Origin of the sequence: Azonexus sp. IMCC34842 (assembly GCF_050368855.1) — a bacterium.
In the GTDB taxonomy this organism is placed as follows: Bacteria; Pseudomonadota; Gammaproteobacteria; order Burkholderiales; family Rhodocyclaceae; genus Azonexus; species Azonexus denitrificans_A.
The window spans coordinates 4251003-4266752 of record NZ_CP178449.1 but is presented as its reverse complement, the minus strand read 5'-3'; the positions used below and the strand labels follow the sequence as shown (position 1 = coordinate 4266752).

Here is a 15750-nt window from a genome sequence, read left to right as displayed (position 1 = left end):
ACGTTCCAGCGGTAATATTTTCCGAGCCTTTCAGGTGGGGTAAAAGATGGCTATCAGCAAAAAATTGCGGCGTTACATCCCCTCAAGCGAAGAGTTTTGCTATGAGGAGTTCCCTTTTTACTGGCTGGCCAGGGTTCAGGGAATCTATACGCAGCAACTGGAAAAGGCGCTGAAAAAAATCGGCACCGACATTCCCACCTGGCGCGTCCTGTTCATCCTGAAAGAACAAGGTAAATGCAGCGTTTCCGAAATCTCGGTCCATGCCATCGCAAAATTATCGACGGTTACGCGCATCGTTTACCGGATGAAAGCCGAAGGCCTGATCGAGACCAATACCCATGCCGAAGATGGCCGGGTCACCGAGGTTTCGTTGACCGAAAAGGGGCAGAACCTGATCATCCAGGCCCAACGCAGCACCGAGAAAATCTTTGCCCGCAGTTTCGACAACCTCGGTGAAGGCCAGCTCCAGAAGCTCAATCAAACCCTTGAGCAGTTGTACAAGAATCTCGCCGAAGATTAGCACGCCATAAACGGGCCGGATGACCGTCACCGATAGGGCCAGCCAGCCGCCGGTAAAGGATTCAGCAGCGGTCAACCATTCGCCGCGGGCCAACAGTGCGGCGCCCAGATCATGGGCCTGATTGTCGAGTTCGTTCAAGCGGCAAATATTACCCCCGGCCGGCCTGAAAAGCGCCGTATCGAGACCAACAGGGAGCAACCAAAGGAGTCAGAGACATTTCCCGTTTTCTCGAAATCGTGTGTTCCATTTCAGTCCTCATCAAAATCCAAAATCCTTTTGTTCTGTTATCGGCAGCGTGCTCTTTTCATCCACCGCGCCATTCGGCCGACCGCGCTTGCCAGTGTTGTGCCGGATACCCAGTTGCCCACCGATCACTTCGGCAAAACGCTCGTTACCGACTAGCATGCCCAGCTGCAAGGCTTGGTGAATATCGTTGATGGCTTCGGCATCAAGCTCCGGGCGAAAGGGTGCCCGTTAGGCAGCCTCCCGTTCGCCGCTATCCTCGCCAAGTGAGCGGTAAAGTTCGTGTTGTGTAAGCTGGATTTGTAACGCCCGTCCCACAAGCTTCCGGTGCGCCGGTAGAACCAGTTGACGTATTGCACGTAGCGTTGGCCCAGCGACTGCATCAGCCGCGCAGGACGATATGCAGCGGGTAATCGGAGAGAAGAACACGGCGGCGGGGCCAGCCGCCGGATCTACGACAATGCCGAAATCATCGAATTCTGCTCGGCCAGCCTGTCGCGAAAAATGATGGAAGCCGACCCGCACAACATCGTGCTCTGCCCCTTCGCCATCTCGATCTACACGCTGCCTGGCGAGAAAAACACGACCTGGGTGGCCTACCGCAAGCCGCAGGGCGCCGCCGCCAAACTGGTCGAACCGCTGCTCAGCGAAATCGCCGGCGAAGCGGCGCGCTAGGCGGTCGGTCAAGCCGCGCTACTGCGCAGCCGGGACAGCGGCCTGGTCACCCTCCGGGCGGACGGCATCGCCCCACTTGCCAGAACTGCCGTAATCGACCGTGCCCTGATATGGCGACGCCTCACGGGGCGCGTAGGCATCGCGCGGGGCGTACTTGTCGCGGCCATCATACTGACTCAAGCCCCGGTTCGGATCGTTCGCCTTGTCCAGTTCCTCGATCTGTTTCTGCAAGATCCAGCTCGCCGCATTCCAAAGGATTTTGTCTACCTGCGCATGGGCAACGGAACATGAGAACACAGCCAGCCCCAGACAAATGGATGTAGTCAGTAGTCTCTTGGACATCGCCATCACCTCCGTAGCTGCTTGAATCATCATAGTGCACAACGCGCGCAAATCCATTACCCAGGGCGTGCTCAGGCAATCAGCGGCGACGCCGCCAGGCGTTGCAACAGGCCGTTCAGCGCGTGGCGCACCGACTGTTCGCGGACGGCGGCGCGGTCGCCGGCGAAATGCCGGGTTTGCGCCTCGCACGCCCCACCCTTCGCCGCCCAGGCGAAGCACACCGTGCCGACCGGCTTTTCCGGCGAGCCGCCGCTTGGTCCGGCGATGCCGGTGATTGCTACCGCCCAGTCGGCATGGCTGTGGGCCAGCGCCCCCTGCGCCATCGCCCGGGCCGTCGCTTCGGACACGGCGCCGTGGCGTTCCAGCGTCGTTTCCGGAACGCCGAGCATCTCGACCTTGGCGGCATTCGAGTAGGTCACGAAGCCGCGCTCGAACCAGCCGGAGCTGCCAGCGATGGCCGTCACCGACTGGGCCAGCCAGCCGCCGGTACAGGATTCGGCAGCGGTCAACCATTCGCCGCGGGCCAACAGCGCGGCGCCCAGGTCACGGGCCAGATTGTCGAGTTCGTTCATGAAGCCGATCTTACACCGCCCACGTTGGCCGCAAAGGGGCGGCACGAAGCGGTTAAACTGGCTGCTTTCCCGCTTCGTACCGCCGCCATGACCTTTGCCTCGCTCGGCCTCGCCGCCCCCCTGCTTCAGGCCCTCGAAAACCTCGGTTACCAGACGCCGACGCCCATCCAGAAACAGGCGATCCCGGCCGTGCTGGCCGGTCGCGACCTGATGGCCGCCGCCCAGACCGGCACTGGCAAGACCGCCGGTTTCGCGTTGCCGGTCCTGCAACGGCTGGCCGGCGCGGCCACGCCGGTCGGCAGCAATGCCGTCCGGGCGCTGGTCCTGACGCCGACGCGCGAGCTCGCCGAACAGGTCCATGCCAGTTTTCAGCAGTACGGCCAGCATCTGCCGCTGCGCACCTACGCGGCCTACGGCGGGGTCAGCATCAACCCGCAGATGATGAAGCTGCGCAAAGGCGTCGACGTGCTGGTCGCGACGCCCGGCCGGCTGCTCGACCTGTACCGGCAAAACGCCGTCAAGTTCGGCGAACTGCAGACGCTGATCCTCGACGAAGCCGATCGCATGCTCGACCTCGGCTTTTCGCGCGAACTCGACGCGGTGTTCGCGGCGCTGCCCAAACAGCGGCAGACCCTGCTCTTCTCCGCCACCTTCTCCGACGAAATCCGCAGCATGGCCAAGGCCCGGCTGCGCGATCCGCTGAGCATCGAGGTCAGCCCGCGCAACACCGCGGCGAGCAGCGTCAAGCAATGGGTCATCCCGGTCGACAAGAAGCTCAAGCCGGAACTCTTCCTGCATCTGCTGAAAGATCGCCGCTGGGGCCAGGTGCTGGTCTTCGTCAAGACGCGCAAGGGCGCCGAACTTCTGGTCAGCACGCTGCAGGCGAAGAAAATACCGGCCGACGCGATCCACGGCGACAAGCCGCAACCGGCCCGGCTGCGGGCGCTCGAAGCGTTCAAGGCCGGCGAAGTGCAGATTCTCGTCGCCACCGACGTCGCCGCCCGCGGGCTGGACATCGACGATCTGCCGCAGGTGGTCAATTTCGACCTGCCGATCGTCGCCGAAGACTACATTCACCGGATCGGCCGCACCGGCCGGGCCGGCGCCACCGGCGAGGCGATCTCGCTGGTCTGCGCCGACGAGGCGCCACTGCTCGCCGCCATCGAAACGCTGACCAAGAAGACACTGGAGCGCGAGGAAGAGCCCGGTTTCGAGCCGGATCATCGCGTGCCGATGACCAACGGCGCCGGTCAACTGGTCAAGAAACCGAAAAAGCCGAAGGTCGCCGGCGGGCGCAAGCCGAAGAATGTGCCCGGCAACTGGGTCGGCTTCGATGCCCCGGCCGCCGGACCGGCGCGGCGCACCGCCAAGCCGGTCGCCAATGCGGCGGGCAAGCCGCGCGGCCGCTGAAACGGGGCATTGGGGGAAGCAACGCAAATCCGTGGCACTACGCCACATCGTTTCGTTATCGAACTGAACAACCGGAGAACTGCCTGATGAAAACCACCCTTGCCCTGCTGACCTCCGCCCTGCTTGCCTGTGCCGCCCAGGCCGGGACGACCATCGAACTCGCCGCCGGGGCCAGCCTGCCGGCCGCCAACGACATGATCAGCGCGACGGTCTACGCCGAAGCCAGCGGCAGCAACCCGGCCGAACTGGCGCGCCGGGTCAATCAGGATATTGCCGAGGCGCTCAAGCTGATCAAGAGCAAGCCGGGCATCGCGGCCAAGAGCGGCCAGCAGCACACCTACCCGGTCTATGGCCAGAACCAGAAAATCGAGAACTGGCGGATGCGCTCGGAAATCGTGCTGGAATCGAAAGACCAGGCCAGCGTCTCGGACCTGCTCGGCAAATTGCAGCAGATGCGCCTGGCGGTCGGCAATCTGGTCCAGCAACCGTCACCGGCGACGCGGCTGGCGACCGAGGACGAGACGACGCGGGCGGCGATTCGCGCCTTCCAGAGTCGCGCCAAGCTGGTCGCCGAGGTATTCGGCAAAGCCTACAAGGTCAAGCAACTCAACATCCAGCAGAGTGGCGCCAACCCGCCGATGCCGATGTTCCGCGCCAGCCGGGCGATGATGAAGGCGGAGGCCGAACCGCTGCCGATCGAAGCCGGCGAAAGCCTGGTCACGACGACGATTAACGGCCAGATCGAACTGGCCGACTAGCCTGGGTTAGCCGCCGAGCTCGGCCTTCAGGCCGAGCAGCATGGCGCGCAACTCGGCGAGCTCGGCTTCCAGCGTGTCGACCCGCGCCTTCAGGTCGTCGATGTCCTGACCCGCCGTGCCGGCCCGTACTCCGACGGCCGGCGCCTCGCTGCTCGGCTCGCCGCTCAGCAGATGCGCCCAGCGGTTCTCCCGTGAGCCGGGCAAGCGCGGCAGTTCGACCACCAGACCGCCGGCGGCCCGGTTGGCTAGTTCCTCGAGAAAGGACTCGACCGAGGAAATGTCGACAAACTTGTGCAGCCGGTCGCAGTTCAGGCGCAACTCGCCGGCCGTTTGCGGGCCGCGCAGCATCAGGACCGCCAGCAAGGCGGAGGACTGGGTCGGCAGGCGCAGCGTCCGCTCCATGTGGTGGGCAAAGCGGACCACCCGGCCGCCGGTGACTTCGCCGACTAGGCCCGCCTCTTTCAGCGTTTCGATGGCGGCCAGCAGTTCCGGCTCGGTCGCTTCGAGCACCGGGTGGCGGCTGGTTTTCTGGTTGCAGCCGGCAGCCAGTGCATTGAGCGACAGCGGGTAGGTATCGGGTACGGTGCGCTGTTTTTCGACCAGGGTGCCGAGCACGCGGGTTTCGAGCAGCGAAAGGAGGGGAAGTGAATCAGCCATGCGGCGGTCTTTCTGAACAGGAAATGATCGAACGGAAACGGCCGCTCAGCCGGTCAGGCCCTCGCTGCTCAACCAGGCGCGGTAGAGCTGGAGCGCGACGTGGGCATCATTGGCGGCGTAGAGCAGCTGGCGTTCGGTGAGATTGCGGTTGGCCCAGTTGCTGGTGCCGGTCTTCTTCGATTTTTGCAGTTTCTGGCCGAAAAAATGCGCCACCGCCACCTTTGCTCCAACCGTGCCCTTGTGGCCCGGCCCACGCAACGTTTCGCCGAGGTCGAGGACCTTGCCGAGGGTGATGCCGAGGCGCGATTTCAGGGCGCTGCGATCGTTGCCGAGGCCGAAGCCGACTTTCAATACCGTGGCCGACTCGAGAATCGCCCGCAGCACGGTGTGGTCGCTGGCCCGGGCAATCGGGAAAAGGTAGGCATGCGTATCGGTGGCGAGCTGGACGAGATGCGGGCCGGTCGACACTTCGCCTTTCAGGAAAGTCGGTTTCGACTCGGTATCGAAGCCGATGGCGTCGGCGGCCAGCAGCGCCGCCTGCGCTTCCGCCGCCAATTCCGCCGAGACGACCAGGCGCACCCGCTCGAGCGGCAGACCGGCGTAGAGCGGCAATTCCGCCTCGGCCAGCGCCGCCCGGCTCATCACGACATCGCTCACCCGAGCCGCCCGTTCAGCCATTGGCCGATGGCCGCGATCTCTTCCAGACAGATCGAGTGCGGCATCGGGTATTCCTGCCATGCCACGGCGTAGCCGCGTTCAACCAGGAAATCGCGCGCCGCCCGGCCGAGCGCCGGGGCCACCACGTCGTCCTGACTGCCGTGCGCGGCGAATACCGGTATCGCCCGATTGGCCGCGGTCGCCTCGCGTTCGACCAAGTCGCTTGTCGGCAGGTAGGTGGACAGCGCGATCAGGCCGGCCAGCGGCGCGGGATGGGTCAGCGCCGTCGTGTAGGCGACCGCGCCGCCCTGCGAAAAGCCGGCGAGAAAGATCCGTTCGCAGGGAATGCCGCGCGCGTTCTCGCGGGCGATCAGGCGGCGGATCGCCGTCCGCGAATTGACAATGCCGGCCTCGTCGATCCGCCGGCTGGTGCTGTCCAGCGAAATGATGTCGTACCAGGCTGGCATCACGTAGCCGCCATTGCAGGTCACCGGTATGGCCGGCGCATCGGGAAAGATGAAGCGCACGCCGGGCGTCGGCGCGAGGCCCAGCTCGGGCACCACCGGCACGAAATCGGAGCCGTCGGCGCCGAGGCCGTGCAGCCAGATCACCGAAAACTGCGGATTGGGTGCGGACTCCATTTCGATGGCGGGCAACAAGTCTTCCACTGAATTCTCCTCTGTCCCGATCCGGAACATTCGATTGCACTGCGGCAGAACGCCTGGCGTTCTCCAGGCGGGCTGGCCGAAGTATCCTTGGCCTTTTGACGATGAGCAAGTTTATGCGACCGCGCCGCCCGAAAGGCTTTATCGACTGGCTGAAAAGCCTGCTCCCGGCAGCGCCGCCGCCCCCTTCCGAGATCGAGCAGGCGCGCCGGCTGATTGCCGCGATCGACCGCGGCGGCATTCCGCTCAACCCGGCCAAGGTCAATGCCATCGCCCGCGACCTCGGCCTCGAGGTGGCGAAAAACGCCCCGCTCGAGGCCACCATCCAGCGTCTCCGGGCCGCCATCGAACGTGCCGGTTGAGCCAACAGCACCAATATTTTCAGTGCCTTAGCGCGCTTTTGCCGGTTAACAGCGTACACTACACTCCTCACGCAGCAGCAAGCGCCCGCCGGGCCGTTTTTCCGCCGCCCGCCCCCCAGACTCCGAACGACAAAGCTTATTTCCATGCACCCAATCCATGATGTTGACGCCCTCCTATTGCTGGCCACGGCCCTTTCTTCCAAGCGGCGCCCGGCCGAGCTGGTCGAAATCATGGCGGCGATCGACCTGATCAACGACAACATTCCGGCCGAGGCCAAACTGGCCGAAGCCATCTCCCGACTCGCCGTGCACGACCTGATCTGCAGCGTCGACGGCCGCCTGGCGCTGAGTCCGGCCGCCCAGCAGATCATCGAGAACCTGCCGCGCAAGGCGCCGAACGACGAACGCCTGTTCAGCATCAAGGACCAGTTGTCGATCTATACCCCGGCGGCCCTGTGCGCCCCGGTCGTCCTGACGACCGACGAACTGCGGGCCGCCATGCTGGCCCACCGCGCAGCCGCCGCCAGCACCGCCAAGAACCTGCTGGTGCCGAAGCCGAAGCCGGAAGACAAGTCGCTGCAGCGGCCCGGCCAACGCCAGCGCAAACCGATGCCGACCGGCCGCAAGCCGCTCTCGCCGGCTGCCCGCAAACGCAAGCCCTGAGCCGCACCGTGAGCGACACCGAGAACCAACAACCCGCCGCCGGGCAAGCCTTCAGCGAACTGCCCCTGGCACCGGCCATGCTGGCCAACCTGAGCCAGCTCAATTACCTGACGATGACGCCGATCCAGGCGGCCAGCCTGCCGCTGGCCCTGGCCGGGCACGACCTGATCGCCCAGGCCAAGACCGGCAGCGGCAAGACCGCCGCCTTCGCGCTGCCCCTGCTGACCAAGCTAAACACCGCGCGCTTCGCCGTGCAGGCGATGGTGCTCTGCCCGACCCGCGAACTGGCCGACCAGGTAACGCAGGAAATCCGCCGGCTGGCGCGCTTCGAAGAGAACATCAAGGTGCTCTCGCTGGTCGGCGGCTCGACCCTGCGCAACCAGGCGAACAGCCTGGAAAACGGCGTCCATATCGTGGTCGGCACGCCCGGCCGAATCATGGATCACATGGAACGCGGCTACCTGAAACTCGACGAACTGACCACGCTGGTCCTCGACGAAGCCGACCGCATGCTCGACATGGGCTTTCACGACGACATCGCCTACGTCGCCAAGCGCTGCCCGGCCAAGCGCCAGACCCTGCTGTTCTCGGCCACCTATCCGGAAGGCATCGCCCAGCTGGCCAAGCAGTTCCTCAAGCAGCCGCAGGAAGTGAAGCTGCTCGAACAGCACGCCGAAAGCAAGATCCGCCAGCGCTTCTACGAGGTCAAGAACGAGGAGCGGCTGGCCGCCGTCGCCACGCTGCTCAAGCATTACCGCCCGGTCAGCACGCTGGCCTTCTGCAACACCAAGCAGCAGTGCCGCGACCTGCTCAACGTGCTGCGCGAGAACGGCATCCACGCCCTGACCCTGAACGGCGACCTGGAACAGCGCGAGCGCGACCAGGTGCTGATCCAGTTCGTCAACAACAGCGTTTCGGTGCTCGTCGCGACCGATGTCGCGGCGCGCGGCCTCGACATCGCGCAACTCGAAGCGGTGATCAACGTCGACGTGACGCCCGATCCGGAAATCCACATCCACCGCATCGGCCGCACCGGCCGCGCCGATCAGGACGGTTGGGCGCTCAGTCTGTTCAGCCCGAACGACCGCCGGCGCGTCGCGGCGATTGCCGAGGTGACCGGCTGCAAGCTGGAAACGCATCAGCTCGGCGACCTGCCGGCGGCTGACGAAACGCCGCTGATCCCGCCGATGGTGACGCTGCTGATCCTCGGCGGCCGCAAGGACAAGATCCGGCCCGGCGACATCATGGGCGCCCTGGCCGGTGAAGCCGGCCTGACCCGCGAGCAGGTCGGCAAGATCACCGTCACCGATCAAACCAGCTACGTCGCCGTCGCCCGCAACGTCGCCCGCGACACCGTGCGCAAGCTGGGCGCCGGCAAGATCAAGGGCAAGTCGGTCAAGGTCAGGTCGCTGTAAACCGGAGAGGGCAGCGCCCTCTCCGCCGGCGGCACTCAGGCGAGGTCTTGCCCGGTTGCGCTGGCCGGTCGGACCGTAAATACCTGCGGGTCGTCGCCATGCTCCAGCAACAGGCAGCGCACCCGCGCCTGCCACAAGCTGCCGAATCGTTGCAACGCGGCCGCGTCGCCGCGCCCCTCGAGACACTGGCGCATCAGCACCGGCATTTCCGGGGCGACCGGGATGGAGCCGGCGTCGCAGGCGACATCGACCGCCGAGGCGCGGTCGAGGCGCGAGAAGCGCAGTTCAAGCGGGATTTCGGCAGCGAAATGCATCAGGTTCTGCCGCCCGAACTGCCCGGCCAGCCCTTTGAAGCCGCCCTGCGCCGCAGCGCCGGTAAGCAGCGAAACCACACTGCCGATCACGCCGGTGACCCCGGCCTCGACGCCGCCGCGCAAATCGACGCGGATGTTGCCGCGGCATGGTAGCTCGTCCGGATAGAGCGCCTGCAGCGCCAACCGGGTCATGTTCCAGGCGGCGGCCACCGTCGGACAGGAGTGGCCGGCCAGCCGGACGGCATCGAGATAGCGATATTCGAAGATGCCGTCATCGCTGGCGCCGAGGAAGACGGCCAGCGGATCGCGCAGCCGGATAACGGGAATTTCAGCAAAGAATGCAGGATAGGACATGATCGGCCTTGTCTCGGAGAGTAGTTCGGCGCCGTGCATTGCCGCTTGGCTTGCCTCGCCGATTAGTTGAGCAGTTTACTCAAGCAATTGATCAAGGGTTTGATCCCCGTCACAAAATCGCGGCGCGACGAATCGGGCGACCGGCCGGCTTAACGGCCACCGGGCGGCGCCAGTCCGACCTTCTGCAAGTGGTGGTGGATGCCTGCCGCCATCTGCCGATAGCCCTCGGCGTTGGGATGGATCTGGTCGGCGCAGAGCTCGGGCCGGCTCAGGATGCCGGAAAACACTTCACCGACGACAACCACCCGTTCCTCTTCCGCCAGCTCCTGATAGATCGGCGCGTCGGACGGCTTGCCGGCCACCAGGCCGAGCAGGGATAGTTCCGGCACGGCGACCAGCACAACTTGCGCCCCGGAGGCCCTGGCGGCCTGCACGAGATGGCGCACATCCTCCTTGACCGCCTTGGCCGAGCGGCGGCGCAGGAAGTCATTGCCGCCGATTTCGATGATCACCACGGCTGGCCGGTGCGCATCGAGCAAGGCCGGCATGCGCGCCCGGGACGCTTCGGCGGTATCGCCCGGGACGCCGGCATTCTCGACTTGCCAGCCGGTCAGCCCGGCGAGCAATGTCGGCCAGTCCTCGCCGGCCGCCGCGCCGGTCCCGAAGGTGACGCTGTCACCGAAAGCGAGGACCGTTTTGCCCGGCGGGATGGTGGGCAAGCGCGGGGCTTTGCCGCAGCCGCCGAGGACGACCGAAACGGCCAGCCAGCCAAGCAGTGCCCGGCGTTTCATCGAAACCGGGCCCGGCCTTCGCGAATCGTCAGCGGCCAATCCGCTCAAATCACCCGGCGCACACTGCAACGGCAATATCCAGCGAACGCAGCCGGAGATCGGCATCGAAGATGTCGCAAACCAGCATCAGCTCGTCCGCCTGCGTCGCCTGGAGCAAGCCGGTCAGACCGGCGCGCACCGCTTCCGGCCCGCCGATCACCGCCGCCCCGAGAAAGTCGTCAATCGCGCGGCGCTCCTGCGGCGCCAACTGGGCCAGGAAATCTGCGACCGGCGGCGGCAGGCAACGGCGGTCGCCGCGCAGGATGCCCAGGACGCGCTGATAGGTGCTGCTCGCCAGGAACCCGGCCTCCTCATCGGTCGGCGCGGCAATCAACGGCACGCCGATGATGACGTAAGGTTCGGCCAGACTCGGCGACGGCCGGAACTGGCTGCGGTACAGGGCGATGGCCTGGAGCAGCTGGGCCGGCGCGAAATGCGAAGCGAAGGCATAGGGCAGGCCGCGCTCGGCCGCCAGGCGGGCCGAGAACAGGCTGGAGCCGAGCAACCAGATCGGCACCCCGGTGCCGGCGCCCGGCATCGCGACGACCCGCTGACCGGCTTGCGGCGTGCCAAGCAGCTGCTGCAATTCGGCGACATCGCGCGGAAAGTCGGCTTCCGTCTCGACCCGGTCGCGGCGCAGCGCCCGCATGGTCAGCTGATCGGTGCCCGGGGCGCGGCCGAGGCCAAGGTCGATACGGTTCGGGTAGAGCTCGGCCAGCGTGCCGAAGGCCTCGGCAACGACGAGCGGTGCGTGATTGGGCAACATGACGCCGCCCGAACCGACCCGCATGTGCTTTGTGCCACCGGCGATATAGCCGACCAGAACCGCCGTGGCAGAACTGGCGATCCCCGGCATGTTGTGATGCTCGGCCAGCCAGTAGCGGGCAAAGCCGAGCGCCTCGACATGCTGCGCCGTGCGCAGCGAAATCGCCAAAGCCTCGGCAACGGTCCCGCCCTCGCGCACGGCGACGAGGTCGAGCATGGACAACTTCACATCGTGCAGATTTTTCATGGGGCCGATTGTCCTTGCTTATCGCCGTTCTGGCGTCACTTTCATGGGCGCCGCGCGCATCAATCAGCCGCCGGCTGTGCCAGACATCGGCACAGCCGGCCCTGGCAAACTAGCCGGCAACCGGCTTCGGTTGCGGTTTCTTGCCCTTCGATTCCTTCTTTTTGTCCTTGCTTCCCATGATGCTCTCCTAGTTAGATCGTGTTTGAACCACGTAATACGCTCGCTCATCCTAGTATGGATGCCGGCTGTTGACCAGTTTTCGGACATGATCCGTCGTTGCCGGCAGTGGCGGCGGCCGGCCCGGTGGTATGCTGGCGACCACCCAATTCAACGAGAAGCATCCATGGAGAATCTCCTTGCCGGCCTCGCCCTGGCCCTGCTGGTCGGCGCCTGTTACTTCATCTATAGCCGCTCGACCGCGGCCGCCGAAGCGACCGACGAAGGAGATCTGCAGCGCTACATGGTGGCCAACCGGGAACTGCACCTGCTGCGCATCGACCATGCCGTCTGGGACACCGCCATGCGTATCGCGCATGGCGACGAAGGCGTCGCCCGGGCCCGCTACATCCAGCTGCGGGTGCAGCAGATGAAGAACGAAGCCGCGGCGACCAAGGCCGCCCTGTAGACCTGGCTGGCGAGCGGCTGTTCGGCTCCGTCATGCGGACCGATAGCGGCTCGCGGAACAATCCAGAAGTTAATTGACAGGCCCCGTCGGCCAGAACCGCCTGGCGGAAGAGCGCCGTTGATTACCCTCAAGCGCTCTTCAGCATGCTCGTGGCTACCGCTTCCGCCACCTTGATCCCATCGACCCCGGCCGACAGGATGCCGCCGGCATAGCCGGCACCTTCGCCGGCCGGATAGAGGCCGCGCGTGTTCAGGCTCTGGAAGTCCTCGCCGCGCTTGATGCGGATCGGCGACGAGGTGCGGGTTTCGACGCCGGTCATCACCGCATCATCCATCGCAAACCCGCGGATCTGCTTGGCGAAGGCGGGCAGCGCTTCGCGCAGCGCAGTGACGACGAAGTCCGGCAGGCAAAGAGACAGGTCGGTCCAGTGCACGCCCGGCGTGTAGGACGGCTCGACGCCACCCGGCGCGACCGACGGCCGGCCGGCCAGGAAATCGCCGACGCGCTGGGCCGGCGCCGCGTAGCTGCCGCCGCCGGCGACGAAGGCGGCCGATTCCCAGCGCCGCTGGAATTCGATGCCGGCCAGCGGATGGCCGGGGTAATCGACCGCCGGCGAAATATCGACGACGATGCCGCTGTTGGCGTTGCGTTCGGCCCGCGAATACTGGCTCATGCCGTTGGTCACGACGCGGCCGGGTTCCGAGGTGGCGGCGACCACCGTGCCGCCCGGGCACATGCAGAAGCTGTAGGCGGTGCGGCCGTTGGCGCAGTGATGGACCAGCTTGTAGTCGGCGGCGCCGAGCAGCGGGTGGCCGGCCGCCGGGCCGAAGCGGGCGCGGTCGATCAGCGACTGCGGATGTTCGATGCGGACGCCGATCGAGAACGGCTTGGCCTCGATATAGACGCCATGGTCGAACAGCATCTGGAAGGTGTCGCGGGCGCTGTGCCCGACCGCCAACACGACATGCCCGGTGGCGATGCGCTCGCCGCCGGCCAGCACGACGCCGCGCACCTGGCCGTTGCCGTCGGCAGCGCGGTCAATGTCGATTTCCTCGACCTTGCTGCCGAAACGCACTTCGCCGCCCAGTTCGAAGATCTTGGCGCGCATCTTCTCGACCATGCTGACCAGCCGGAAGGTGCCGATATGCGGCTTGTTCACGTAGAGGATTTCCTCCGGCGCGCCGGCCTTGACGAATTCCTCCAGCACCTTGCGCCCGTGGTGCAGCGGGTCCTTGATCTGGCTGTACAGCTTGCCGTCGGAAAAAGTGCCGGCGCCGCCCTCGCCGAACTGGACGTTGGAGTCGGGATTCAGCTTGCCCTGGCGCCACAGGCCCCAGGTGTCCTTGGTCCGCTCGCGCACCGCCTTGCCGCGTTCGAGAATGATCGGGCGAAAACCCATCTGGGCCAACAGCAGCCCGGCGAACAAGCCGCACGGGCCGGTACCAATGACCACCGGACGCGCCGTCAGGTCGGCCGGCGCGTGGGCGACGAAACGGTAGGTGGTGTCCGGCCTCGGCATGACGTTGCGCAGGTCCGCCAGCCGGGCGAGCAGCGCCGCCTCGTCGCGCACTTCGACGTCGAGCGCGTAGATCAGCGCGATCGCCGTTTTCTTGCGCGCATCGCAACTGCGGCGGTAGATCGAATAGTTGACCACGTCGCCGGCCGCGACGCCGAGGCGCTGGCAGATGGCGGCAAGGATCTCGCCAGGGGCGTGATCGAGCGGGAGTTTTACTTCATTCAGTCTCAACATGCGAACAGATCCGGAAACCCCGGTGGCAACGGCACCACGACGGCGGCAAGCCGACTATTCTACCCGCTCGAAAACTTCCGGCCCGGCCGGCCGCCAAAACGGAGGCCGGCAGCCGGCTCAGGAATTCGGCGCCGGCGCGCTCGCCCAGAGCACCCGGCCGGTCGCCCCGAGATGGTAGAGATAGGCCCGCAGGTCGAACTCGAGCTGGTGGTAGTCGGGTTCCATGTAGCGGCACAGCTGATAGAAGGCCTTGTCGTGGTCGCCTTCCTTGAGATGAGCGATTTCATGGACGACGATCATCCGCAGGAACTCCGGCGGCATCTCCCGGAATACCGTGGCGACGCGGATCTCGCGCTTGGCCTTGAGCTTGCCGCCCTGCACCCGGGCAATATTGGTGTGCGTGCCCAGCGCGTTGCGGAGCACCTGCAGCTTGCTGTCGAAAGCCACCTTGCTGACCAGCCCGACGTTGCGCAGGTACTCGCCCTTGATCTGCTGGACATAGTCGTAGAGCGCCTTGTCGGTACGCACCGTGTGGGCCACCGGATAGCGCAGCAACAACACCTCGGCCAGACGGTCCTCGGCGATCAGGCGGTGCACCGGCTCGACCAGCGTCGGCGGATAACCGGCCAGATAGTTGGCGGGCGGTTTCGGCTGCATACCCGCCGCCTACTCGTCGCCGCCGCGTCGCCCGGCCTTGAGCGCGGCGCGCCGGCCCTTGCTCTCCAGGCGCCGCTTGACCGAACCGCGGGTCGGCTTGGTCGGCCGGCGCGTCCGCGGCAGCACGGCCACGCTGGCCACCAGCAGCTCAAGGCGGCGTAGCGCCTCGGCGCGGTTCTTCTCCAGGCTGCGAAACTCCTGCGCCTTGATCACCACCACGCCGTCCTTGGTGATCCGCTGGTCACCAAGCTGCAGCAGGCGCTGGCGAATCTCCTCGGGCAGCGACGAAGTGGCGATGGCGAAACGCAGGTGCACGGCATTCGACACCTTGTTGACGTTCTGCCCGCCCGCCCCCTGGGCGCGGATCGCGGTGATTTCAATCTCTTCGGGCGGGATGGTGATGACGGGACGCATGCGGGCAAGTCGGAATTCAGTGAAGGGCGAGTGTAGACGAGGCTCGCGTTGTTACTGGAGCGGCGGCTCGTCCGGCGCATGCTGCCCGGCCCACGCGGCACACTCGAGCAGCGCGCTCTTGTGCGGCGACTCGGCGAGCGGCGCAATGGCTGCGCTGGCCTGTGCGCTTTCCTGGCCGGCCAAGCTTTCGGCCACCCCGCTCGCCGGGCCGGCCGGCTCGCGCCAGACCTGATAGGCGGTGCCCAAATGCAGGCCGTAAGCCGCCAGCATCTGTTCGACAGCCGGCGGCGCGGCGGCGATGATCGCCGCGCACTGGCAGGCCGCCTCGAAAAGCTTGGCCGAGCGGGCGCGGAGTATCGCGATGTGGCGCGCCCGATCCTGCGCCGGACTGGCCGGCTCGGTCAGGTGCATGACCTCGCCTTCGGCAATCATCGTCGTCGCGTCCGACAAGACCTGCATCAGGCGCATGTCGCCGATATCGACGATGATCCGGAAAGCCCCGGTGTACAGCAGATCGCCGAGCAGAATGTTGCCGGCGTTGCCGAGCAGGCTGGCGTTCTCGCTTGCCGCAGCGGCCCCGCCGGCGAGTTCATCGACCGCGTGATGCAGTACCAGCGAGCCATGAATCAGCTCGATGGCCGCCGCCAGGGCATGACGATGCGGCCCGGCGTAGCCGAGGGCACCCGCCGTCAGCAGGGTGAGGGCCGGGCGGATGCGGAATTCGCCGGAATCGATGATCAATTCGACGGCGTGCCGAATCAGCACGACGTCCTGGTTCATGTATTTCCGGATGACCTCGTCGACCTGGGCGAAGTCGTCGCGGATCAAGGTGTCAAGTGCGGCAGGCAGCGTCAC

The 15750-nt window shown here is 65.8% G+C and carries 21 protein-coding genes; 9 read left to right on the top strand and 12 right to left on the bottom strand.

The window, feature by feature from the left end; translation table 11 throughout:
• Positions 1 to 46 precede the first annotated feature (46 nt).
• The 3 genes from ACLIKD_RS20405 (at position 47) to ACLIKD_RS20395 (ending at position 1438) form a co-directional block, all read left to right on the top strand.
• The gene (locus ACLIKD_RS20405) at positions 47 to 520 is read left to right on the top strand and encodes a MarR family winged helix-turn-helix transcriptional regulator (RefSeq protein WP_428826465.1); all 474 of its coding nucleotides are present in this window, start codon (positions 47 to 49) and stop codon (positions 518 to 520) included.
• A gap of 111 nt (positions 521 to 631) precedes the next feature.
• Complete coding sequence (locus tag ACLIKD_RS20400) at positions 632 to 922, top strand: hypothetical protein (RefSeq protein ID WP_428826464.1); 291 nt, start codon at positions 632 to 634, stop codon at positions 920 to 922.
• 345 nt (positions 923 to 1267) lie between these two features.
• The gene (locus ACLIKD_RS20395) at positions 1268 to 1438 is read left to right on the top strand and encodes a hypothetical protein (RefSeq protein WP_428826463.1); all 171 of its coding nucleotides are present in this window, start codon (positions 1268 to 1270) and stop codon (positions 1436 to 1438) included.
• Between the two features lie 18 nt (positions 1439 to 1456).
• Here ACLIKD_RS20395 and ACLIKD_RS20390 read toward each other — a convergent pair whose 3' ends face one another.
• Both ACLIKD_RS20390 and pncC read right to left on the bottom strand, forming a co-directional pair.
• The gene (locus ACLIKD_RS20390; RefSeq protein WP_428826462.1) at positions 1457 to 1780 is read right to left on the bottom strand and encodes a hypothetical protein; all 324 of its coding nucleotides are present in this window, start codon (positions 1778 to 1780) and stop codon (positions 1457 to 1459) included.
• 71 nt (positions 1781 to 1851) lie between these two features.
• Entirely contained in the window at positions 1852 to 2352 is a 501-nt protein-coding gene (gene pncC, locus ACLIKD_RS20385; protein ID WP_428826461.1) for a nicotinamide-nucleotide amidase, read from the bottom strand.
• An 87-nt stretch (positions 2353 to 2439) separates the two neighbouring features.
• Here pncC and ACLIKD_RS20380 point away from each other — a divergent pair, with 87 nt between their 5' ends.
• Positions 2440 to 3762 (top strand): DEAD/DEAH box helicase, encoded by a 1323-nt coding sequence (locus ACLIKD_RS20380; RefSeq protein WP_428826460.1) that lies wholly within the window; start codon positions 2440 to 2442, stop codon positions 3760 to 3762.
• Between the two features lie 86 nt (positions 3763 to 3848).
• Complete coding sequence (locus ACLIKD_RS20375; RefSeq protein ID WP_428826459.1) at positions 3849 to 4520, top strand: SIMPL domain-containing protein; 672 nt, start codon at positions 3849 to 3851, stop codon at positions 4518 to 4520.
• Between the two features lie 6 nt (positions 4521 to 4526).
• Here the strand turns inward: ACLIKD_RS20375 and ACLIKD_RS20370 are convergent, their stop codons facing one another.
• From ACLIKD_RS20370 to ACLIKD_RS20360, 3 genes are read right to left on the bottom strand one after another with little or no spacing between them, the layout of a single operon-like run.
• Positions 4527 to 5177, bottom strand: coding sequence for a YceH family protein (locus ACLIKD_RS20370; protein WP_428826458.1), 651 nt, complete (start codon positions 5175 to 5177; stop codon positions 4527 to 4529).
• Between the two features lie 45 nt (positions 5178 to 5222).
• Complete coding sequence (locus ACLIKD_RS20365; RefSeq protein WP_428826457.1) at positions 5223 to 5855, bottom strand: 3'-5' exonuclease; 633 nt, start codon at positions 5853 to 5855, stop codon at positions 5223 to 5225.
• Entirely contained in the window at positions 5831 to 6475 is a 645-nt protein-coding gene (locus ACLIKD_RS20360; protein ID WP_428828361.1) for an alpha/beta hydrolase, read from the bottom strand. The genes ACLIKD_RS20365 and ACLIKD_RS20360 overlap by 25 nt, the downstream gene beginning before the upstream one ends.
• 140 nt (positions 6476 to 6615) lie before the next feature.
• Here ACLIKD_RS20360 and ACLIKD_RS20355 point away from each other — a divergent pair, with 140 nt between their 5' ends.
• The 3 genes from ACLIKD_RS20355 to dbpA all read left to right on the top strand — a co-directional run bounded on the left by ACLIKD_RS20355 (position 6616) and on the right by dbpA (position 8939).
• Positions 6616 to 6861, top strand: coding sequence for a hypothetical protein (locus ACLIKD_RS20355; protein ID WP_226471797.1), 246 nt, complete (start codon positions 6616 to 6618; stop codon positions 6859 to 6861).
• Between the two features lie 144 nt (positions 6862 to 7005).
• On the top strand, positions 7006 to 7524 hold the full coding sequence (locus ACLIKD_RS20350; protein WP_428826456.1) for a hypothetical protein: 519 nt from the start codon (positions 7006 to 7008) through the stop codon (positions 7522 to 7524).
• Positions 7525 to 7601: 77 nt separating this feature from the next.
• Positions 7602 to 8939, top strand: coding sequence for an ATP-dependent RNA helicase DbpA (dbpA, locus tag ACLIKD_RS20345; protein ID WP_428828360.1), 1338 nt, complete (start codon positions 7602 to 7604; stop codon positions 8937 to 8939).
• A gap of 35 nt (positions 8940 to 8974) precedes the next feature.
• On the opposite strand, the gene ACLIKD_RS20340 is transcribed toward dbpA, so the two are convergent.
• The 3 genes from ACLIKD_RS20340 to ACLIKD_RS20330 form a co-directional block, all read right to left on the bottom strand.
• Positions 8975 to 9607: a hypothetical protein gene (locus tag ACLIKD_RS20340; RefSeq protein ID WP_428826455.1), complete on the bottom strand. Its 633-nt coding sequence runs from the start codon at positions 9605 to 9607 to the stop codon at positions 8975 to 8977.
• A gap of 149 nt (positions 9608 to 9756) precedes the next feature.
• Entirely contained in the window at positions 9757 to 10398 is a 642-nt protein-coding gene (locus ACLIKD_RS20335) for a GDSL-type esterase/lipase family protein (RefSeq protein WP_428826454.1), read from the bottom strand.
• 49 nt (positions 10399 to 10447) lie between these two features.
• The gene (locus ACLIKD_RS20330; RefSeq protein WP_428826453.1) at positions 10448 to 11449 is read right to left on the bottom strand and encodes an LLM class flavin-dependent oxidoreductase; all 1002 of its coding nucleotides are present in this window, start codon (positions 11447 to 11449) and stop codon (positions 10448 to 10450) included.
• 343 nt (positions 11450 to 11792) lie between these two features.
• Here ACLIKD_RS20330 and ACLIKD_RS20325 point away from each other — a divergent pair, with 343 nt between their 5' ends.
• On the top strand, positions 11793 to 12074 hold the full coding sequence (locus ACLIKD_RS20325; protein WP_226417489.1) for a hypothetical protein: 282 nt from the start codon (positions 11793 to 11795) through the stop codon (positions 12072 to 12074).
• 127 nt (positions 12075 to 12201) lie between these two features.
• Here the strand turns inward: ACLIKD_RS20325 and ACLIKD_RS20320 are convergent, their stop codons facing one another.
• The 4 genes from ACLIKD_RS20320 to ACLIKD_RS20305 form a co-directional block, all read right to left on the bottom strand.
• Positions 12202 to 13824 carry an NAD(P)/FAD-dependent oxidoreductase gene (locus ACLIKD_RS20320; RefSeq protein ID WP_428826452.1) on the bottom strand — a complete coding sequence of 541 codons (1623 nt, stop codon included), beginning with the start codon at positions 13822 to 13824 and terminating at the stop codon, positions 12202 to 12204.
• Positions 13825 to 13941: 117 nt separating this feature from the next.
• Positions 13942 to 14481 (bottom strand): M48 metallopeptidase family protein, encoded by a 540-nt coding sequence (locus ACLIKD_RS20315; RefSeq protein WP_428826451.1) that lies wholly within the window; start codon positions 14479 to 14481, stop codon positions 13942 to 13944.
• 9 nt (positions 14482 to 14490) lie between these two features.
• Entirely contained in the window at positions 14491 to 14895 is a 405-nt protein-coding gene (gene arfB, locus ACLIKD_RS20310) for an alternative ribosome rescue aminoacyl-tRNA hydrolase ArfB (RefSeq protein ID WP_428826450.1), read from the bottom strand.
• Between the two features lie 51 nt (positions 14896 to 14946).
• Positions 14947 to 15750 carry a polyprenyl synthetase family protein gene (locus ACLIKD_RS20305; protein ID WP_428826449.1) on the bottom strand — a complete coding sequence of 268 codons (804 nt, stop codon included), beginning with the start codon at positions 15748 to 15750 and terminating at the stop codon, positions 14947 to 14949.